The following is a 17,813-nucleotide window of genomic DNA, read 5'->3' on the forward strand; positions in this document are numbered from 1 at the left end:
TAGTGATGGGATTTAACTGGGATATTATACAAGATTATCTACCGCTGTTTATTGATGGTGCAATAATGACAGTGACTTGCACTGTTGTTTGTGTAGTGCTTGGTACTTTTTGGGGCTTAATATTAGGAATTGGTCGGGTTGCTCAATGTCGGCATGGTATTTATAAATATGTGCTGTGTGTGTTGGTTAAGTGGCCGGTGAAAATTTATGTTAGTGCCTTTCGTGGTACCCCATTATTTGTGCAAATTATGGTGACTTATTTTGTTGTTATGCCATTTTTGTTACATCCTAATAACGGTATTTTGGTGTCCGATTATTTGATTTCGCCAGAAGTTGCCCGATATTTACGTGTTCAATATGGCGCGTTTATTTCGTGTATATTAGCAATTACGTTGAATGCTGGTGCTTATATTTCTGAAATATTCCGTGCCGGCATTCAATCCATCGATAAAGGACAAATGGAAGCTGCCCGATCGCTGGGTATGGGTTATGGCAGTACAATGCGCAAAGTTATTTTGCCACAAGCCTTTCGCCGAATGTTACCGCCTTTGGGCAATAATGCGATTGCTATTTTAAAGGATTCATCATTAGGTTCAGCTATTGGGCTTATTGATTTGGCTTATGCGGCTAGAACTGCGGGTGCCGCCAATGCGGTTTATGCTGAACCTTATTTTATTATTTCGATTGTTTATTGGTCTATGACGTTTTTATTATCACTCCTTGTGAAATATATGGAAAAAAGGTTAGGCAAAAGTGATTCACATTAAAAATCTACAAAAACAGTTTGGTGATATCCATGTATTGCGTGGTATTACGTGTGATATTCAAGAAAAAGAGGTCATTTCGATCATTGGGCCATCGGGTTCGGGTAAGAGTACTTTTTTGCGTTGTATTAATGCGTTAGAAGATATCACATCGGGCGAAATTGTCGTTAATGGTTTTAAAGTACATGACCCTAAAACCAATATTAATCATCTGCGTGAATCGGTAGGTATGGTGTTTCAGCGTTTTAATCTGTTCCCCCATATGACGGTATTGCAAAATTTAATTTTAGCGCCAATGGATGTTAAAAAAATGGCGAAAACTGATGCTATTGCTAAAGCTGAAAGTTTGCTTGTTAAAGTCGGTTTGATTGATAAGATCGACGCTTACCCAAGTCAATTATCTGGAGGTCAACAGCAACGCGTGGCAATAGCTAGGGCTTTGATGATGGAACCAACAGTGATGTTATTTGATGAGCCTACATCGGCGCTTGATCCTGAACTCGTTGGTGAGGTGCTTGCTGTCATGAAGTCATTAGCGCAAGAAGGCATGACTATGATTGTTGTTACCCATGAGATGGGGTTTGCTCGGGAAATGTCCAGCCGTGTGATTTTTATCGATCAGGGAATTATTCAAGAGCAGGGCTCGCCCGAGCAAATTTTTAAATATCCGCAAAACGAACGTACTAAGCTATTTTTGAGTAAGGTGCTATAACTGTTAATATAGTTATTGCTGTTTTTAGGTGTTCCTTTTGTCAGCAGTAAGTTGGTTAGTCAGTGGTATTGTTTTAGCAATAAAAAAACCGTTCATTACAGAACGGTTTTTTTATGAATATAGTTAAATTTGCTTATTAACCCTTGTATTTTTTCATGACAATTGAGGCATTTGTACCACCAAAACCAAAGCTATTTGACATGACTGTGGTAAGTTCACGCTCGGTTGGTTCGGTAATAATGTTCATACCAATTGCTGCTTCATCAAGTTCATCAATATTAATGCTTGGTGTAATAAAGCCATGTTCTAACATTAATAATGAATAAATAAGCTCTTGTGCACCAGTTGCACTTAATGAGTGACCTGTCATTGATTTGGTTGATGAAATCGCTGGAATGTTATCACCAAATACTTGTTTGATTGCCCATAACTCTTTGACATCACCCACTGGGGTTGATGTGCCGTGGGTGTTGATGTAATCAACCGGAACATCTAAATCTTGAATAGCAAGTTGCATACAGCGCATTGCACCTTCGCCTGATGGGGCAACCATATCATGCCCGTCTGATGTTGCACCATAGCCAACAAGTTCACCATAAATATGAGCACCACGCGCAAGGGCATGTTCTAATTCTTCAACAACAACCATGCCGGCACCACCTGCAATAACAAAACCATCACGGTTTTTATCATAAGCACGTGATGCTTTTTCTGGGTTGTCGTTATATTTGGTTGATAAAGCACCCATGGCGTCGAATTCGCATGACATTTCCCAGCACAGTTCTTCACCACCACCGGCAAAAACGATATCTTGCTTGCCAAGTTGAATCAGTTCGGCTGCGTGACCAATACAGTGAACTGATGTTGCACAAGCAGATGTCATTGAGTAGCTAATCCCTTTGATTTTAAATGGGGTTGCTAAGCAAGCCGAAATTGCCGATGACATTGATTTAGTTACAGCATAAGGACCAACACCACGTAGGCCTTTTTCTTTCATGCCTGCAACGACATTGTATTGTGTTTTGGTTGAGCCACCATAACCAGCAATTAAACCAGTGCGAGGGTTAGAGACTTGTTCCGGAGTCAATTTTGCATCTTCAATGGCTTGTTGTAAAGCTAGATAACCATAAATAGAAGCGTCATTCATGAAGCGAACAACTTTGCGATCAATCAGTCCTGTCGTGTCGAGTTTGACATTCCCGCATACATGGCTACGCATTCCGCTATCTTTCATTTCTTGGGAAAAGGTAATACCACTACGACCGATTTTTAGTGATTCTAAAACTTCTTTAGTATTATTCCCAATACTTGAAAGAATTCCTAACCCTGTAATTACAACACGTTTCATTTACTATTTAGCTCCTAAGTTATCTGGCTTCATATAAAAAAGTGCGTTGATTATAGCGTACACTTGTAAGCTGAACAATACCTTGCCGTATTTTTTATTTGTATCTCTTAATATCGCCTTGATATTTAAATAAATAAAGCAATTAAACTAAATAAAACAGCTGAATAAAGCGACGCTAAAGAGCTCGAATGGTAGCTATTTTAGCTCGCAATATTTGCTTGCCAAGCTTTATAGGATTGCTATATACTGTATAAATAGACAGTGTTTTAATAGGTTGAATATGTCCGAGAAAATGATAACCAAACTTGAAATATTAGCTGAATCGGCAAAATATGATATTTCCTGCTCGTCAAGTGGTGCATCAAGAAGTAATAAAGCTAAAGGTATTGGTAATGCACATAAATCTGGTATTTGCCACACCTTTACTGCCGATGGAAGGTGTGTTTCGTTACTTAAAATTATGCTGACAAATTATTGCATGTTTGATTGCGCTTATTGTATTAACCGGCAAAGTAATGATATTCCAAGATCGGGCTTTACCACGCGCGAGCTAGCCAATTTGACTATTGAATTTTATCGCCGTAATTATATCGAAGGCTTATTTATCAGTTCGGGGATTGTTAGAAGTCCAGATCATACCATGGAAAGAATGATTAGAGTGGTAAAGATTTTGCGTGATGAGCATGGCTTTAATGGCTATATACATATGAAAGCGATCCCCGGTGCGAGTAATGATCTAATTAATCAAGCTGGCTTATTAGTTGATAGGATGAGTGTTAATTTAGAAATTCCAACGGAAGAAAATCTTAAATTACTCGCGCCCGATAAAGATCATCAAAGCATCTATCAACCTATGCGGCAAATTCATCAAAATGTGTTAGAAAATATCGAGGATCGCAAAAAATTTCGAACCACACCCAAATTTGTACCTGCAGGGCAAAGTACTCAAGTTATTATTGGTGCGACAGATGAGTCGGATAAGCAAATTTTGCAATTAACCGCCAAACTTTATAAACGACCAAGTATGAAACGAGTTTATTATTCGGGATTTATTCCGGTAAATGGTTACGACAAACGGCTGCCTGTTGTGCAAGAAGTACCAAGAGTGCGCGAAAACCGTTTATACCAAGCCGATTGGTTATTGCGTTTTTATGATTTTAATGTCGATGAAATCGTTAACGATCAATATCCCGATCTGGATTTAACGGTCGATCCCAAACTGGCTTGGGCAATCCGTAATCCGCAGTTTTTTCCGGTTGATGTGAATCGTGATAGTTATCAAAAAATATTACGAGTGCCAGGCATTGGTGTTAAGTCAGCCAAGTTAATTGTGATGGCAAGGCGTCATCGAAAGCTTACTCTTGATGCACTTAAACGCATTGGCGTTGTTTTAAAACGTGCACAATTTTTTGTTATTTGCCACGAAATGAGAAAATTCAAATTACTCAATTCATCGGCCGAATATATCCGACTTACGTTGCAAGATCCGCCTTTGCTAGAAGATAAACAGACAAATACTCCACAGCAACTAGTGATGGGCTGGTAAATCATGCTGGCGTTTTATTATGATAAGAGTTTTGAAAGCTTGCTTTGTGCTGTGTTTGATGCTTTTAAACTCAAGAAAATGCCTGAATGCTTATTAACCACAGGACAGATCGAGTCGTTGTTAGTATCTGATAGGCATCATGTTGAATTTTGCAATGCTAAATATGAACGAGTACGCGTAGCATTAATTAACAAGATTAGCAAAGTTGCGCTTCGTCATTTGATGTATGTTTGGCTGTCGGAATTGCCTGAAAGTGATTTAATTGTTTTTCGTTACATTTGTAAGGTATTTAAATCATCTAAATCAATCGAAACTGATTTTGCCGATCAAGATGTGCTAACTGTTCATGATATTGCTAAAAAAGTGAGTCGGGAGCGGCATCGAGTGATGCAATTTGTACGCTTTAATGCCATCAATAATCCACTTAAAGATGTTGTTGAGCCTAACGATAGGGATGATAAGATCTATTTTTCGATCATAGCACCTATTTATAATGTTTTGCCGTTGGTGATTAAATTTTTTAAAGAGCGCTTTGCTGATCAAAAATGGGCAATATATGATGAAAAGCGTGAATATGGTTATATCTATAATTTACACGGGATTGAACCTGTGTCGCTTATTGATAAAGATGATCTGATTATCAATAGCCAAGTTAATCAGCAGTATCTAACCAAAGACGAAGCGCTATTTCAAACTATGTGGCAACGCTATTGCAATGCGTTAACCATCAAAGAACGCATCAATCCTAAATTACAACGTCAACAAATGCCAAGCCGATTTTGGCATTATCTACCAGAAATGAAACCAATATCGAAATAAATGGACAAATAAAGGAACATAAAAAAACCGCCAATTAATGGCGGTTTATTTATTAGCTTGATTTAATACAACGACATAATTTAATTAAAGCTATTGTGAATCGATATCATTAATAACATCATTAATCGATTCTTCACGTTGTTTTTGCTTGCTTTCGTCCACTTTACCACCCGATGCCACAAAGTCATTACGTTGGAAGTAAGCATTACGCATAAAGTTATAAGGATCATCGCTATTTTTAATTAAATCTTCATACTCGATCGCAACAGCCCGTGCTTCAATACCGTCAAACGCACCACGCACTAACGCCCATTGCCAATCTAACCAAACAAGTGGTGGATAAAGAGAGTCAACTACGCTACCACCTTCGTTTCTTAACGTTGCTGATCCATAAAACGGTAACACAACATAAGGACCATAAGGTACATCGTAATGGCCTAGTACATCACCAAAACTCCGTTTGCCACCTTTTTGTAATTGTGGATCTGACATACTAGCAACATCCATCAAACCCGCAAAACCGAAAACGGTATTTAAAAAGAATCGTGCTAAATGCGTACCCGCTTTATGAACATCACCTTGTAATAAGTTGTTCACCATTGAAGCGGGTTCAGACAGGTTAGAGGAAAAATTAACCACACCTGTACGAACAGGAGAAGGGACGTAATCTTTCCAAGCGACTGCCGTAGGGCGCAAAATATAAGGATCAAGCGCATAGTAGTTAACATCAAACATGGTTTTGTTAAAGCCAGATAACGGGTCACTATAGGAATTATTTTCGGCCTGATAAGTAGCGCAACCTGTGAGTGCCATTACAGAAAACATCATACCAACGATTCGTTTTTTCATAGTATCTTCAATTAAAAGTAATGAGGTTAAATTTGAGATAATTGTATCATGATTACCTAAAATAAAAAATTTTTCGTTATTTAAATGGCATTATCTTTGTAAATTTATTAAAATGAGCCCCCTATGACCTCATAGTTAAATGGATATAACGAGCCCCTCCTAAGGGCTAGTTGCAGGTTCGATTCCTGCTGGGGTCGTATTAACGAATAAGATTTAAAACGACACTCTACGATTCAAGCTTTATTTTAACAGTGTTTTAAGGTATTTCGACACGACTAAACACGATTCTAAACGATTGACAACGCAAACATTTAAACGGTATATTTACGGTATATTTTAATACCATGACCAAAAATACCGTAATTATGCTAACTGTAAAAGCCATTGAATCAGCAAAACCAAAAGAAAAACCGTACAAGTTGCCAGACTTTGAAAGCCTATATCTATACATCACACCTACAGGAACTAAATCTTGGCGCTATGATTATCAGTTCAACGGCAAAAGAAAAACGCTAACGATCGGTAAGTATCCGTATATTAGTTTAGCAGATGCACGCAACGAAAAAGAATTAGCTCGGCAGATGCTTGCTTACGGCAAAGATCCTGCTGTTGAGCGAAAAAGAAAAACTTTACTTGCTAATATCGCGCAAGGAAATACTTTTAAAAAAATAACCCTTGAATGGTTTGATACAAAAAAACGGAATTGGTCTATCAATACCAGAGAAATGATTATTCGGTATTTTGAAAAAGATATATTCCCGTTCGTTGGCGATATGGATATTGCGCAAATCAAGCCTCTAGAAATGCTAAACTGTTTAAAACAAATAGAAAATAGAGGTGCATTGGAAATTGCAAAAAAAATGCGTCAACGTTGTACCGAGGTTTTTCAATATGCAATTATTACCGAAAGGGCAGAAAACAATCCAGCGCGTGAATTAGCTAAAGCTATGGTCACACATACGCCAGAAAATTACGCCTTTCTAATGGAAGATGATATGCGTGAATTTATGAAAGCATTGCAATCGTATTCGGGTAATATTTTAGTTCGTTATGCTACAGAATTATTAATATTGACTGCCGTCAGGACTATGGAATTATTGAGTTGCAAATGGGAATATGTAGATCTGGATAAACGATACATAATTCTACCAAAAGAATCAATGAAAAAATCAAGGGTTCACGTGGTACCGCTATCTAATCAAGCTATTAATATTCTAAAATTTTTACAGCCAATTACAGGGCGGGGAGAATATGTTTTTTCTGGTAGAAATAGTAGTTCAAAACACATGTCTAACGGCGCTATCTTAGGTTTAATAAAACGATTGGGATTTGCTAACCGTGCAACTGGGCACGGCTTTAGGCATCAGTTTTCAAGTGTATTAAATGAGCATGGTTTTAATCGTGACTGGATAGAAAAACAATTAAATCACGAAGAAGGGAATGTGCGTGGTATTTACAATCACGCACAATATTTGGAGGGGCGTCGTGAGATGATGCAGTGGTATGCGGACTATATAGATAGCCTAACCGCATGATTGATATTCTTGTTCTTTTTGGGCAAGATAAGCGTTGATGGTAGACAGCTTCCAACGCGGATGTCTACCTAAATATAAATCGGGCCTTGGAAATTCTCCTTTCGCCACCCATTTGTCTAACGTGGTTTGATCTAATCCGCCCATGTAGCCGCAAACCTGTGATTTGCTATATCTTGGGTCTTCAATTGTTAAATTATTTACCATTATTTACTCCTATAATCTTTTCTCATCTCTCATCAACAAATAACACTCAGCAATAGCAATTATTGCTCTTTGCTTTTTTGTGTAGCTAGTGCTTCTTTAATAGTGTCTCTTACTAATTGTCTTTGACATGCTTTTTTATATTTTGCTTGAAACGTTTTAAAATTATTTCCGTCCAGATTAGCGTCTTCAACAAAAACATCATCATCAGCGCCTTCGCATTTATTAAAATACTCTCCGAACGCGGTACAGATAGAATCATATTCAGCCGGAGTTACGCTGATTGTTACCGCTCTACGGTTTTTCATTTGATTTCCTTAGAATTTTGGCGTTAATTCATTAGAATTATCCCCCAATGGGGGATATTGTTTATTTGTTTAACTCTGATGGTTTCTTTTCAACAATCTTCATAAATCCAACACCGAAATACTTAATATAAAGATCATTAATAAAAAAGAGCATTTCGTTAGCTATCCCAAGCCTTTCTTCATCCCAGCTATCAAGTGCGGTATGCACCTCATCTGCAATAATGCCGAATGCGGTAGCAGCTAAAGCTGACTGATTTAAAAGCGCACCAGCTATAAATGAGCTGAATTGATTACGTATATCTTCATTAGAAAAGTTATTAAGTAAATTAGAATCGCTTGTAACTGAAAAATCTGCATTTGGGTTATGCTTTTTTGCTAACAATATAAATTGCTGTCTTACCGCATTTGCTGCAACTTCATTTAATTCGCTGTTAATAATCATTTTAGTTAAGCTCATCTTTGTGTCTCCTATTTAACATGTACGCATCAATTAAATTTAATATATAAACTTTTACATTTTTATTAGAACAGCCTCCACTCAAAATGTAATCTCTGAAATCTTGAATACTGAATGTTGGGTTCTTTTTGCTTAATCTAGCTTCAAGGTTCAATATTTTTTTATTGAGCTTGAGTAATTCACGATCAACATGGAAGCAACGGTAAAATTCACCGTAAAACTTTTTTCCTGCTTTATCCGCATCAACTTTTGTTAGTTTGTATTTTTCCATTAGTCACTTTTACCTTGGGTTAGTTGATACTCAATAGCAGAACGGAATCCTTGCGCAAACACATCAAAGATTTGTGCTGTATCGTTTTCAACATAGTTGTTTAACGCCTTGATATTTGGGTCTCGAACCAATGAAAAATCTAGTTTATTTTTAACAACAAATTTTTCAAAACAAGTGTGAACAGTAAACATAAGATTATTCATTGGTTGATTCCTCCATTTTTATAAAAGCATTTTCTATAACACCTTTTAATATCAGTAACGCAGAACCGAATTGATTCATGGTTTCATCATCCACAGTAGTTAAATCGGCACAACAAAGCGTGTCAGCAATAGCGCCGATACCGTCATTTGCGATACTAAGCACTTCTCTTAATTCTTCTTTAGAGGCAGATTTTGATAATAAATAATTAACTGGGTTATACATGGGTTATACCTCCATATGTGATTTAATGGCTTTTATTCCATTTTCGTTGTAACGAAAGTTAGTGACTTGCTTATCTGAATGCTCGGCTTTATCTAGCACAAAGATGCCGTTTTCCTCCGTCTTCAAATTGTACTTATTAGCAATTAGTCCCACCTTGTGACCTGATATTCCCAGTTGTGCACCGACTTCTTTTGCTGAATAAGTTTGTCCATCTAGAATAGGATAGGGGACAACAGAACCTGCGATTGGATTAATTAACTTAGCATAGATAGCTTGTTTTGATGGCGAACTCAAATTAGATAGGTGTCCACATAATTTTTCAGCAACGTTATAAACTTCTTTTATCGCTCTTGCTTTTCTTAATTCTGGTAACCCTGAGTTATCAATTTTTGGTGTAGGTGTAAGCTCGCCTTTTTTGTAATCCAAAAATACTTGGTTAACCGTCAACTGGAATTTTGGACTAATCCAACCGGCATAAGAAATGGCCAAAAGTTCATGGGCGAAAGTACCTTGATTAATACCGCCTTTTGTGACAGTGATTATTTCTTGACCGAAGGCAGAATTCTGCCTTAGCTCTTCAATAAGTTCTTGAGTAGACTTTGTGGCTAACCACGCTTTAGGTCTTTTAGCATCTTTGCCCCCACTAGCTTTATGTAGCGCATTAAGATTATATCGACCTTGCTCATCGGCTGTAATTGAGATTCCAGCTATTACTGGACAAGATAAATCGTTTTTGATACTATTTTTCATGCTTTCATTCCTAAGTTGTTGGTTTGATTTTCCCCTTTGATGGTGGTCTTAGGGGATCCACTTTTTGCCTTTTTCCTGATTTCCATAAGTATTTGTGGAAATACTTCATATATGCAATTGAGATCATCCGTTTCTAAAAATCGATTATGAATCTTGGTTAAAGGTTCGATAGCATTTATGCATCGATTATTTAACTGCTTTAGTACATTAGGGATTTCTTTTGCTGAAAAAAGAGCACCAAATAATGGCTTTTCCCCTTCACGAACAAAAAAGGATATAAGTGGTTCATCTAAAAAATATCCTAAGCTGAAATTACTCATTTTTACTCCCATCCAACTGGTTTTGATAATTTTTCTAATTTACTTCTTATGTTTTCAATAACATCAGCAACCAACCACGCCGAGCTATTAATTTGGTTATTAGCATAATCTCCGTCTGGTTTTGTTACTGTTAAAATTAACCCGACAACGCCTTTTAACTGCAATAATTGACAATCAATTTCTTCATGTTCATCAGCGGTTAATTGAGTGCATACATTTTTACCGTCCATTCTTCTACCTCATTTTTGTTTTGGTAAGTTATCTAAAGCTTCTAATGTCTCTTCTAATCGTTCAGCTATCATCCAAGCGCACGTGTTAACGTGATCGTTTCTATTGTCAGAATCTGGGGATGTTGTTTCATTGATTAACATTGCCACCGCTTTCATTTGAATTAGCGTTTCTTCTATTTTTTCCCGTGAGTCGTGATTTAATAGATAAATATTCATTATTAGCTCCTATTGATGTTAAATTTTGTTATCTCACTGATAACTTACTAAAGGATCTAAAAAGATCTCTTAAAACCAATAATAACTATAGTTATAAATTTAGTCAACAGTTAAGTTATAAATAGTTATATTTTTTTATAGACAGTTAAAACTATTTGATTAAAAGGTTTTAATTTTGGGTCTAATATTGTGTTTATAATGAAATAGCTTGTATTAAGCTTATTTGATTTGGATATAAATAGGACACAAAAAAACCGCCGAAGCGGTTTTTTGTTGTTGTGAATTACTTATTAATCAATAATAGATGACTGCCACCAAACACGTCCCAAGATAGTTATTTCATCTTGAGATACTATTTCATCATCATAGCCAGCGTTGTAACTTTTAATTTTAATCTGATTGCCGGGTAATTTTTCCAAAATTTTTATTCTTAATAAACCATCATGGTTGATTGCATATATTTTCCCATCTCTGATATTCCTATCAGCCCGATCAATTGCAACTGTTGCTCCATCTCTAAAAACTGGCTCCATACTGTCTCCATAAACGGTTAAGCAAACAGTACAATTTTTATCAATTCCATATCTTCTCATTGTTGATTTGGATAATCTAAGCTTGCAACCATTGTAGTCTTCAATATCATCAGCAAATCCATTACCAGCAGCTAAACGTACATCCTTGTAAAATGGCACTTCTACCTCATCTTCATCAAGTGGTGTATCATTATCCCAATCATCTATAGCTCCAAGTATTGTTGCATTAGAATTTATGTTATTTTTTTTCATTTCTCCCGATCCGGTGGTTAACCAAAACAGATCTACGTTTAGAGCATTAGCGATTTCAACTAATTTCCTAGATGAATTAGATCTCCCTGATAGTATCTTTTGAATTGCCGGTTGGCTAACTCCCACTTTTTCAGCCAATTGGTGTTGCGATAACCCTGACATCTTAAACGCCAATTTAACACGCTCGTTAAAGTTATTTTGCTCCATTTCAGACCCTATTTAATGAATATGATTTATTAAATACATCATATAACTATAGTTATTTAAAGACAACACAAAAGTTATTGATTTGAGTTATTATTTAAGTTATATTTGGTTATCATTTGATGTTAACTATATAACTTTAGGAATATTGATGAATAAAAACAGAAGTATTCAGTTAGCAATTGAAATTCTTGGTGGGCAAAAAAAATTAGGAGAAATCACAGGAACAACTCAGCCAAATGTTTGGAAATGGTTGCATAACAAGCAAAAAGTTAAAGCTGACTATGTACCGTTAATTGTTAAAGCAACAAATGGTGTAGTTAAAGCGTGTGAGTTGCGCCCTGATTTGCCTGAGCTATTTCCACCGGAATGATTGAATGAATACATCAATCTATTGTTTACCCGAAACTTATTGCAAGGATGATGAAAAGTGGATCGCTGAAATGCTATCTAAGTTACCGCAGCGAGTTAGGAAAAGGGTATCTGCGTTATATGCAGATGTATTTATAGCCGAATATGACAAAGAGCCAATAGCACACAAAAAGGAGAATAAAGCTCGTAGAGAAGCCAATACAAGGCTTCGTAAATATGTAAAACGTTATTCAAGTGTAATGAGTTGTCAGGTCTGTGAGCCGCCAATAGTTACGCTGTAACGAAAATCCTCAACATGTTTTTTGAGGTACTTATCAAGAGAGAGAAGCGGCTTTTGATGGGTAAGGGCGGGGGTGCTTGGTAGTTTAATAATACTACTGAGTATATATATTTTATTACTATTCCAAAGAAAGAATTATTTATATAGATCTTAATTATTATATATAGGGGCATGAATGAAAGCTGAGATTATAGCAATACTATCCAAGCAGTTTGACAAGACGACGGTATCGGATAAGCGGTTTTTTATGTCGGCATTGATTGCTAAGTTGAACCTAAATGGTTATGTGGTTGAGAAGGAGGCGAAGCATCCTTTCTTGGAAAATGCAAAGATCAACCTCAAGGTAAGTAAGAGTGGTAAGTCTTGCTGGATTGAACTTGATAACAAAAACCCTCGTATTCGCTCACTGGAGCGTATTCAGTCACTAGGTGAACATGGTGAGCAAGGTTTTATTTTGTTGAGAAATAGTTTTTTATCTCAGCACAAAACGTTAGGCATTGATGTGGTTTCAGCGAGAAGGTAATCATGCTTAATATCACTCCAAATCACGCTCAAAAAAAGGGACTTGTTGAACTTCGTCAAAACTGGAAGGAACACCGCACATTCATGGTTAGTAGCCCCACAGGGAGCGGTAAAACTGGGCTTGCCGCATTCATTACTGATGGTTTTATTAATAACAATATGCGCGTGTTATTTATTGCTCCGTACACGGTTTTGATTGAACAAACAATGGCTCGTTTTGTTCAATATGGGATTGATGAAAATCTTATTTCTGTGATTTGGCAAAAGCACGAACTATATGACCCAAGAAAGCCGATTCAGATAGCCAGTGCCGATACTTTGATTCGCCGTGAACTCCCTGCTGATGTCGATCTGATTATCATTGATGAAGCTCATTTAAAACGTAAAAAGTTACTGGCATACATCAAAGAAACATCAGCAAAGGTTATCGGGTTATCAGGAACACCTTTTGCAACATTCCTAGGGCAATATTACGAAAAACTCATAAAGCCAACCAGTATGAAAGAGTTAATACAACTTGGCGAGTTAAGCCCTTATGAATTCTATGCACCAACTAAACCCAACTTAAAAGGTGTTAAATCTCATAACACAGCAATGGGAAATGATTACAACGAAGATGAACTAGGCGAAATTATGTGCGGCGCTGATTTGGTGGGTGATTTAGTACAAAACTGGCTAGAAAACGGCAATGACTTACCAACAGTTTGCTTTTGCGTCAATGTTAAGCACGCAAATTATGTCACTATCCAGTTTAAAAAATCGGGGATCAACGCGGAGGTTATGACGGCTAGCACTCCACAAGATGAGCGTAAATTAATTATTGAACGGTTTGAGTTGGGCATTACTAAAATCCTTGTCAATGTTGGTGTACTTGTTGCTGGTTTTGATAGTGATGTTCGATGTGTTATTTATGCCCGTCCAACGAAGTCAGAAATCAGATGGGTTCAGTGTATTGGTAGGGGACTTAGGACAGCGGAGGGAAAAGACAAGTGCGTTATTTTTGACCACAGCGGAACGGTTCACCGTTTAGGTTTTCCTGATGATATTGAGTATGACAAATTACCGTCAAAGGATGATGGTATGAAGGAAAATAAAATCCAAGAACGCCAAACTACCGAGAAAAAGCCAAAGGAATGCCCGTCTTGTAAATTTATGAAGCTGATTGGTGTTTATACATGCCCTAAATGCGGTTATGAGCCATTAGCTAATGAAGATGTTGAAACAGACGAAACCCGTAACATTCAAAAAATCAACAAAGGTAAGCGTACTGAGTATAGCCAATCAGAAAAGCAATCTTGGTGGTCTCAAATTTTGTTTTATCAGCATCAAGTAGCACAAACTAAAAATAAATCATTAAGCGATGGATGGTGCGCTCATGTTTACCGAAGCAAGTTTGGTGTGTGGCCAAGAAAGTTGAATTATTGCTTAAAAGAAATTGGTCCTGAGGTGAGAAATTTTATTTTAAGTAAACAAATTGCATACGCTAAAAGCCGTGGAGTATCAACACAAAAAATACAGCAAGACTTATCGTTAGCAACTGATGAAGTATTATTAGGCGGTCAAGTATGAGAACTGTGGACGCAATCAAGTATCACATTCCTGCTGTTTTAGCGCATTATAATTTGCCTCCAATCACTGGAGGTAAGCATTATCGTGGTGAATGCCCTATGTGCGGTAAGAAAAATCATTACCGCATGGATAACAGAGATAATAAGGGGACTTGGATTTGTAGTTGTGGCAATGGTGATATTTGGAAGCTATTGCAAACAACACAGCGAAAAGATTTTAGAACGTTAGCGAAAGAAATCGATCTGCTGATCGGCAATTCATACACTAATAATAATCAACCTAAACAGTTAAAAAGCAATATAAATGAGCTTAGGAACAGGGTTATTAAGAAATTTAATAATCTTGAATCACTAAAAGGAACTCAGGCAGAAAAATACCTCAATAATCGCCATATTACGCTACCTGCTAATGTATGCAATATAAAGTATTCACCAAGCGAGGGAAAGGGAAATACTGCATTAAGTGCTATTTATGCATTAGCAACGGATCTTAACGGAAACCTGTGTTATCTGCATCGTACGTTATTAAATGGAGACAGTAAAGCAAATATTACCACACCTAAGAAGCTAAATAGCTTACAAGATGAAAATTATCTGACTTATGCAAAGTCGGTAGCGATTCGATTATTTCCCGTTTCGTCAACGCTTGGCATTGCTGAGGGGATAGAAACAGCTTTGTCATGCTATCAAATTTATAAATGTAATACATGGTCTACTATCAATGCGGCATTTTTAGAAAAATTTATGGCGCCACTTGGCGTTAAGCATCTGATGATTTTTGCTGATACTGATTGGAATTTAACAGGACAATCAGCCGCATTTAAGTGCGCTAAGAATAACCTTTTATCAATACATAACGATGTTGAAAAGGTAACGATTAGATGGCCAGAAAAAGGTGATTTTAATAATGTGCTGATCCAGGGGCTAAAAGTTTATGAATGGGCGAGTTTAAAAGAGAAAAAAGGGGAGTAGGCGTGACTTATAAAATAACAAATGCAAAGCATAAAAAATATATCAAAGAATTCTATTCAGTCACCAAGTTTTTAGTTGCTGTCATTGTGATTGCGTTATTTTTGGGGCGAGGTAGTGAAACGTGGTGACTAAAGCAGAATTAAAAATATTAGAAAAAGCATTTATGGCAGGATTAAAAGGAACCTATTTTCAAAGCGAATCAAAGCTAGCCAAAAAATTAGTTGAAGACGGTCTGTTACAAGAGGTTACATCAGAGGAAATAACTTGTTTTGGGATGATGACAGTTAGGCATTTAACCTTAACTTTATTAGGTCATTTTATATATTGTGATAGTTGCGCAGAGGAATCAACAAATGACTAAATTAACACGGCAAGAGTTAGAAAAAGAAGTAGAAAGATTTAAAAAACATGTAATTACTCCAATTCCAACGGGGATCGAAGATTACAAGAAAAATGAGTTTGTTCAAAAAATTTTAACGCAAGATGTTGATTTTATTAGTTCTGCATTAATTGCATGGCTAGCACGGGCTGAATTAGAAAAAAATAGTAAGGATTTTGTTGTAAATAACAATATAAAAAGCTCTCGCGATAATAAAATTATCGAATTTATTGCAAGTACTATGACTACTGAACAATTCAAAGGGTTTTGCTTCGGTAATGCCATGAAATATTGCCTTCGCTTGAGCAGCGGAGAAGATAGTGTGAAAGAAGATATTGCGAAAGTTAATCAATTTAAGTTGATTTTTGAGAATAAAAAACATTTATGCGCAGATTGAGGCAAGTAATGATTAGAGAACTTCAATTGAATAGAAGTATTGGAGCTAATAAGCGACATCAAATTTTAAAAGATGCTGTGCATTATGACCAGAACACAGGTATTTTTACGTCTGCTTATAAAGAGGGTATCCATGTTAAAGGTATACATGACAAGCAAGGGCGGTTATTTATTGTTGTAAATAGCCGTAAATACTCTGCAGAACGTCTTGCGTGGTTTTTAGTTACTGGCGAATGGCCAAAACGTAAAATCCAGCATAAAAATGATAATATTGCAGATAATCGCTTTGATAATCTTGAAGAAGTTCGTTCAATTGAAAGGAAGATACCTAAGATAACATTATCAGAGGGCGTGCATTATTCAGCATCAGATAATAAATGGGTTGCTATTGTTTATCGTAATCGGCAACACTACAATTTGGGACGTTATACCAGTGAACGAGCGGCAATAAAAGCGGTTGCAAGGTTTATCAAAAATCTGAATGAAGATGCGTTAAAAAACGAGAGTGCATACCATGTATTGGCACAATTGAAGAATAAAAAGCAACTTGGTACTAGTATGTCACTGACAGCTTACCAACGATTGTTTATTGAAAATATTCTTACAGGTTGGGGAGTGTGGGCATATCAAGATATAAAAGAAAGTAATGATAATGTGATTGCTAAAATGATGCTATCATCATCCGATATTAGCAATACTGCGTTAGTTGATATTATTGATAGTTTATATAGCCAAGGATATAAGGGGCAAGAGTTATTCGAAAAAGCTAGTGATATTATTGCTTCATTAAGACACCGCAACGCCGAACAATTGGCTGATGATGAAGCCTTAAAAGTGGAAAAGCTTTTAGTTGAAACATTCGGCAGAAACAACCCTATTATCAAAATTGCGGTTAGCTATTATGTTTATGGTCACGCTATGTCAGATATAGCTAATTATCTCGAGAAAATAACAGATTATAGACTAACTAACTATCAAGCAAGAAATAGAGTTAATTGGTGTTTAGATTACCTTAAAACAAGATTTTATCGAGCTTATTACTTTTTGGAAGAAAAATCGTAAAAAATGCTTGAAATTATATGTGGCGCATGATATAAATGTGTTATATTCGACGCGAATAGTTGGATATAAGCCTTGTTAGAGATAACAGGGCTTTTTTATTACCTATTATGAATAGCCTCAATTAAGAGGCTTTTTTGTTATCAAGATAGAATTTAACAGCATCAACAATAAGTTGAGCTTGTGGTACATCTAAGCTTTTACTTGCCTGTTCAATTAATGCTATATCATCAATGTGTAGTTTGAAGCCTTTTACTTTAACACCTCGTTTTTGGTCACTTTTTGCTTGAATTTCTGTTATTGATTTTGCCATAAAATCACCTTGATTTATTAAGTGTCAATTGATATATTTAAGGTCATCGGAGAGGTTTCCCTCTCCTTTGAACTACTTTAGAATGCTGGGGAGCTTATCAAAAGTAGCAGAATTAAAATGAGTATTTTGAACTTCATTTTTCTTCTCCTTAAGCCCTCGTCTTAGGTCGGGGGTTTACCTTATCAAGTTCCTTACTTGATGGTTATTATTA

Annotated in this window: 28 protein-coding genes and 1 tRNA gene; 15 read left to right on the forward strand and 14 right to left on the reverse strand. The window is 36.4% G+C overall.

Translation table 11 applies throughout. From position 1 onward, the window contains the following. The first annotated feature begins 2 nt into the window (after positions 1-2). Together GYX25_RS02255 and GYX25_RS02260 are read left to right on the forward strand one after the other, a co-directional pair. Positions 3-767, forward strand: a complete 765-nt coding sequence (locus GYX25_RS02255) for an ABC transporter permease subunit (protein ID WP_174786576.1) — start codon at positions 3-5, stop codon at positions 765-767. Further along, positions 754-1,476 carry an amino acid ABC transporter ATP-binding protein gene (locus tag GYX25_RS02260; protein WP_091346656.1) on the forward strand — a complete coding sequence of 241 codons (723 nt, stop codon included), beginning with the start codon at positions 754-756 and terminating at the stop codon, positions 1,474-1,476. Before GYX25_RS02255 ends, GYX25_RS02260 begins: the two co-directional genes overlap by 14 nt. Positions 1,477-1,612: 136 nt before the next feature. Here the strand turns inward: GYX25_RS02260 and fabB are convergent, their stop codons facing one another. Beyond that, positions 1,613-2,824, reverse strand: a complete 1,212-nt coding sequence (fabB, locus tag GYX25_RS02265) for a beta-ketoacyl-ACP synthase I (RefSeq protein ID WP_091346658.1) — start codon at positions 2,822-2,824, stop codon at positions 1,613-1,615. A gap of 280 nt (positions 2,825-3,104) precedes the next feature. Here fabB and GYX25_RS02270 point away from each other — a divergent pair, with 280 nt between their 5' ends. Both GYX25_RS02270 and GYX25_RS02275 read left to right on the forward strand, forming a co-directional pair. Then, positions 3,105-4,370, forward strand: coding sequence for a putative DNA modification/repair radical SAM protein (locus GYX25_RS02270; RefSeq protein ID WP_174786577.1), 1,266 nt, complete (start codon positions 3,105-3,107; stop codon positions 4,368-4,370). 3 nt (positions 4,371-4,373) lie between these two features. After that, complete coding sequence (locus tag GYX25_RS02275; protein WP_174786578.1) at positions 4,374-5,189, forward strand: TIGR03915 family putative DNA repair protein; 816 nt, start codon at positions 4,374-4,376, stop codon at positions 5,187-5,189. 90 nt (positions 5,190-5,279) lie between these two features. Here GYX25_RS02275 and GYX25_RS02280 read toward each other — a convergent pair whose 3' ends face one another. Then, positions 5,280-6,038, reverse strand: coding sequence for an MlaA family lipoprotein (locus GYX25_RS02280; protein ID WP_174786579.1), 759 nt, complete (start codon positions 6,036-6,038; stop codon positions 5,280-5,282). A gap of 125 nt (positions 6,039-6,163) precedes the next feature. On the opposite strand from GYX25_RS02280, the gene GYX25_RS02285 reads away from it, so the two are divergent. After that, a tRNA-Arg gene (locus GYX25_RS02285) sits at positions 6,164-6,235 on the forward strand. A 147-nt stretch (positions 6,236-6,382) separates the two neighbouring features. Then, on the forward strand, positions 6,383-7,573 hold the full coding sequence (locus GYX25_RS02290; protein ID WP_180214322.1) for a tyrosine-type recombinase/integrase: 1,191 nt from the start codon (positions 6,383-6,385) through the stop codon (positions 7,571-7,573). Here GYX25_RS02290 and GYX25_RS02295 read toward each other — a convergent pair. From GYX25_RS02295 to GYX25_RS02345, 11 genes are all read right to left on the reverse strand, one after another. Then, positions 7,562-7,777: a helix-turn-helix transcriptional regulator gene (locus GYX25_RS02295; RefSeq protein WP_065609681.1), complete on the reverse strand. Its 216-nt coding sequence runs from the start codon at positions 7,775-7,777 to the stop codon at positions 7,562-7,564. The two genes, GYX25_RS02290 and GYX25_RS02295, sit on opposite strands and share 12 nt — an antisense overlap. Positions 7,778-7,836: 59 nt before the next feature. After that, positions 7,837-8,082: a hypothetical protein gene (locus GYX25_RS02300; RefSeq protein WP_174786580.1), complete on the reverse strand. Its 246-nt coding sequence runs from the start codon at positions 8,080-8,082 to the stop codon at positions 7,837-7,839. A 61-nt stretch (positions 8,083-8,143) separates the two neighbouring features. Continuing rightward, the gene (locus GYX25_RS02305) at positions 8,144-8,539 is read right to left on the reverse strand and encodes a hypothetical protein (protein WP_174786581.1); all 396 of its coding nucleotides are present in this window, start codon (positions 8,537-8,539) and stop codon (positions 8,144-8,146) included. Beyond that, positions 8,526-8,810, reverse strand: a complete 285-nt coding sequence (locus GYX25_RS02310) for a hypothetical protein (protein WP_174786582.1) — start codon at positions 8,808-8,810, stop codon at positions 8,526-8,528. The genes GYX25_RS02305 and GYX25_RS02310 overlap by 14 nt, the downstream gene beginning before the upstream one ends. Further along, positions 8,810-9,013, reverse strand: coding sequence for a hypothetical protein (locus GYX25_RS02315; protein ID WP_065590903.1), 204 nt, complete (start codon positions 9,011-9,013; stop codon positions 8,810-8,812). Before GYX25_RS02315 ends, GYX25_RS02310 begins: the two co-directional genes overlap by 1 nt. After that, a complete protein-coding gene (locus GYX25_RS02320; RefSeq protein WP_174786583.1) occupies positions 9,006-9,236 on the reverse strand; it encodes a hypothetical protein in 231 nt (76 codons plus the stop codon). Before GYX25_RS02320 ends, GYX25_RS02315 begins: the two co-directional genes overlap by 8 nt. Before the next feature lie 3 nt (positions 9,237-9,239). After that, positions 9,240-9,986 carry a KilA-N domain-containing protein gene (locus tag GYX25_RS02325; RefSeq protein WP_174786584.1) on the reverse strand — a complete coding sequence of 249 codons (747 nt, stop codon included), beginning with the start codon at positions 9,984-9,986 and terminating at the stop codon, positions 9,240-9,242. Next, positions 9,983-10,306 (reverse strand): hypothetical protein, encoded by a 324-nt coding sequence (locus tag GYX25_RS02330; protein ID WP_174786585.1) that lies wholly within the window; start codon positions 10,304-10,306, stop codon positions 9,983-9,985. Before GYX25_RS02330 ends, GYX25_RS02325 begins: the two co-directional genes overlap by 4 nt. A 2-nt stretch (positions 10,307-10,308) precedes the next feature. Then, a complete protein-coding gene (locus tag GYX25_RS02335) occupies positions 10,309-10,536 on the reverse strand; it encodes a hypothetical protein (protein WP_174786586.1) in 228 nt (75 codons plus the stop codon). Positions 10,537-10,545: 9 nt separating this feature from the next. Beyond that, positions 10,546-10,752 (reverse strand): hypothetical protein, encoded by a 207-nt coding sequence (locus GYX25_RS02340; protein ID WP_174786587.1) that lies wholly within the window; start codon positions 10,750-10,752, stop codon positions 10,546-10,548. Between the two features lie 290 nt (positions 10,753-11,042). Further along, complete coding sequence (locus GYX25_RS02345) at positions 11,043-11,744, reverse strand: XRE family transcriptional regulator (RefSeq protein ID WP_202983804.1); 702 nt, start codon at positions 11,742-11,744, stop codon at positions 11,043-11,045. 148 nt (positions 11,745-11,892) lie between these two features. On the opposite strand from GYX25_RS02345, the gene GYX25_RS02350 reads away from it, so the two are divergent. The 9 genes from GYX25_RS02350 (at position 11,893) to GYX25_RS02385 (ending at position 17,292) form a co-directional block, all read left to right on the forward strand. Beyond that, positions 11,893-12,114 carry a helix-turn-helix domain-containing protein gene (locus tag GYX25_RS02350; protein WP_091123774.1) on the forward strand — a complete coding sequence of 74 codons (222 nt, stop codon included), beginning with the start codon at positions 11,893-11,895 and terminating at the stop codon, positions 12,112-12,114. A gap of 4 nt (positions 12,115-12,118) precedes the next feature. Next, on the forward strand, positions 12,119-12,394 hold the full coding sequence (locus tag GYX25_RS02355; RefSeq protein WP_174786588.1) for a hypothetical protein: 276 nt from the start codon (positions 12,119-12,121) through the stop codon (positions 12,392-12,394). 174 nt (positions 12,395-12,568) lie between these two features. Continuing rightward, positions 12,569-12,916: a hypothetical protein gene (locus GYX25_RS02360; protein WP_174786589.1), complete on the forward strand. Its 348-nt coding sequence runs from the start codon at positions 12,569-12,571 to the stop codon at positions 12,914-12,916. 2 nt (positions 12,917-12,918) lie between these two features. Continuing rightward, complete coding sequence (locus tag GYX25_RS02365; RefSeq protein WP_174786590.1) at positions 12,919-14,484, forward strand: DEAD/DEAH box helicase; 1,566 nt, start codon at positions 12,919-12,921, stop codon at positions 14,482-14,484. After that, the gene (locus tag GYX25_RS02370) at positions 14,481-15,455 is read left to right on the forward strand and encodes a DUF7146 domain-containing protein (protein WP_174786591.1); all 975 of its coding nucleotides are present in this window, start codon (positions 14,481-14,483) and stop codon (positions 15,453-15,455) included. Before GYX25_RS02365 ends, GYX25_RS02370 begins: the two co-directional genes overlap by 4 nt. A gap of 2 nt (positions 15,456-15,457) precedes the next feature. After that, positions 15,458-15,583, forward strand: a complete 126-nt coding sequence (locus GYX25_RS11235) for a hypothetical protein (RefSeq protein WP_255457015.1) — start codon at positions 15,458-15,460, stop codon at positions 15,581-15,583. Next, entirely contained in the window at positions 15,580-15,816 is a 237-nt protein-coding gene (locus tag GYX25_RS02375) for a hypothetical protein (RefSeq protein ID WP_174786592.1), read from the forward strand. The genes GYX25_RS11235 and GYX25_RS02375 overlap by 4 nt, the downstream gene beginning before the upstream one ends. After that, positions 15,809-16,231 (forward strand): DUF3310 domain-containing protein, encoded by a 423-nt coding sequence (locus GYX25_RS02380; RefSeq protein ID WP_174786593.1) that lies wholly within the window; start codon positions 15,809-15,811, stop codon positions 16,229-16,231. The genes GYX25_RS02375 and GYX25_RS02380 overlap by 8 nt, the downstream gene beginning before the upstream one ends. A gap of 8 nt (positions 16,232-16,239) precedes the next feature. Next, a complete protein-coding gene (locus tag GYX25_RS02385; RefSeq protein WP_174786594.1) occupies positions 16,240-17,292 on the forward strand; it encodes a DUF1133 family protein in 1,053 nt (350 codons plus the stop codon). A 121-nt stretch (positions 17,293-17,413) separates the two neighbouring features. Here the strand turns inward: GYX25_RS02385 and GYX25_RS02390 are convergent, their stop codons facing one another. Then, on the reverse strand, positions 17,414-17,602 hold the full coding sequence (locus GYX25_RS02390; RefSeq protein WP_174786595.1) for a ribbon-helix-helix protein, CopG family: 189 nt from the start codon (positions 17,600-17,602) through the stop codon (positions 17,414-17,416). Positions 17,603-17,813: the final 211 nt, after the last annotated feature.

The organism is Gilliamella sp. ESL0254, assembly GCF_013344985.1.
Taxonomy (GTDB): domain Bacteria; phylum Pseudomonadota; class Gammaproteobacteria; order Enterobacterales; family Orbaceae; genus Gilliamella; species Gilliamella bombicola.

Coding starts and splice junctions, on each gene's coding strand:
- GYX25_RS02315 (WP_065590903.1), bottom strand. CDS start 9,013: ATGAATAATCTTATGTTTACTGTTCACACTTGTTTTGAAAAATTTGTT.
- GYX25_RS02350 (WP_091123774.1), top strand. CDS start 11,893: ATGAATAAAAACAGAAGTATTCAGTTAGCAATTGAAATTCTTGGTGGG.
- GYX25_RS02275 (WP_174786578.1), top strand. CDS start 4,374: ATGCTGGCGTTTTATTATGATAAGAGTTTTGAAAGCTTGCTTTGTGCT.
- GYX25_RS02370 (WP_174786591.1), top strand. CDS start 14,481: ATGAGAACTGTGGACGCAATCAAGTATCACATTCCTGCTGTTTTAGCG.
- GYX25_RS02280 (WP_174786579.1), bottom strand. CDS start 6,038: ATGAAAAAACGAATCGTTGGTATGATGTTTTCTGTAATGGCACTCACA.
- GYX25_RS02300 (WP_174786580.1), bottom strand. CDS start 8,082: ATGAAAAACCGTAGAGCGGTAACAATCAGCGTAACTCCGGCTGAATAT.
- GYX25_RS02325 (WP_174786584.1), bottom strand. CDS start 9,986: ATGAAAAATAGTATCAAAAACGATTTATCTTGTCCAGTAATAGCTGGA.
- GYX25_RS02270 (WP_174786577.1), top strand. CDS start 3,105: ATGTCCGAGAAAATGATAACCAAACTTGAAATATTAGCTGAATCGGCA.
- GYX25_RS02345 (WP_202983804.1), bottom strand. CDS start 11,744: ATGGAGCAAAATAACTTTAACGAGCGTGTTAAATTGGCGTTTAAGATG.
- GYX25_RS02310 (WP_174786582.1), bottom strand. CDS start 8,810: ATGGAAAAATACAAACTAACAAAAGTTGATGCGGATAAAGCAGGAAAA.
- fabB (WP_091346658.1), bottom strand. CDS start 2,824: ATGAAACGTGTTGTAATTACAGGGTTAGGAATTCTTTCAAGTATTGGG.
- GYX25_RS02380 (WP_174786593.1), top strand. CDS start 15,809: ATGACTAAATTAACACGGCAAGAGTTAGAAAAAGAAGTAGAAAGATTT.
- GYX25_RS02390 (WP_174786595.1), bottom strand. CDS start 17,602: ATGGCAAAATCAATAACAGAAATTCAAGCAAAAAGTGACCAAAAACGA.
- GYX25_RS02365 (WP_174786590.1), top strand. CDS start 12,919: ATGCTTAATATCACTCCAAATCACGCTCAAAAAAAGGGACTTGTTGAA.
- GYX25_RS02360 (WP_174786589.1), top strand. CDS start 12,569: ATGAAAGCTGAGATTATAGCAATACTATCCAAGCAGTTTGACAAGACG.
- GYX25_RS02355 (WP_174786588.1), top strand. CDS start 12,119: ATGAATACATCAATCTATTGTTTACCCGAAACTTATTGCAAGGATGAT.
- GYX25_RS02295 (WP_065609681.1), bottom strand. CDS start 7,777: ATGGTAAATAATTTAACAATTGAAGACCCAAGATATAGCAAATCACAG.
- GYX25_RS02385 (WP_174786594.1), top strand. CDS start 16,240: ATGATTAGAGAACTTCAATTGAATAGAAGTATTGGAGCTAATAAGCGA.
- GYX25_RS02305 (WP_174786581.1), bottom strand. CDS start 8,539: ATGAGCTTAACTAAAATGATTATTAACAGCGAATTAAATGAAGTTGCA.
- GYX25_RS02340 (WP_174786587.1), bottom strand. CDS start 10,752: ATGAATATTTATCTATTAAATCACGACTCACGGGAAAAAATAGAAGAA.
- GYX25_RS02320 (WP_174786583.1), bottom strand. CDS start 9,236: ATGTATAACCCAGTTAATTATTTATTATCAAAATCTGCCTCTAAAGAA.
- GYX25_RS02335 (WP_174786586.1), bottom strand. CDS start 10,536: ATGGACGGTAAAAATGTATGCACTCAATTAACCGCTGATGAACATGAA.
- GYX25_RS02290 (WP_180214322.1), top strand. CDS start 6,383: ATGACCAAAAATACCGTAATTATGCTAACTGTAAAAGCCATTGAATCA.
- GYX25_RS02330 (WP_174786585.1), bottom strand. CDS start 10,306: ATGAGTAATTTCAGCTTAGGATATTTTTTAGATGAACCACTTATATCC.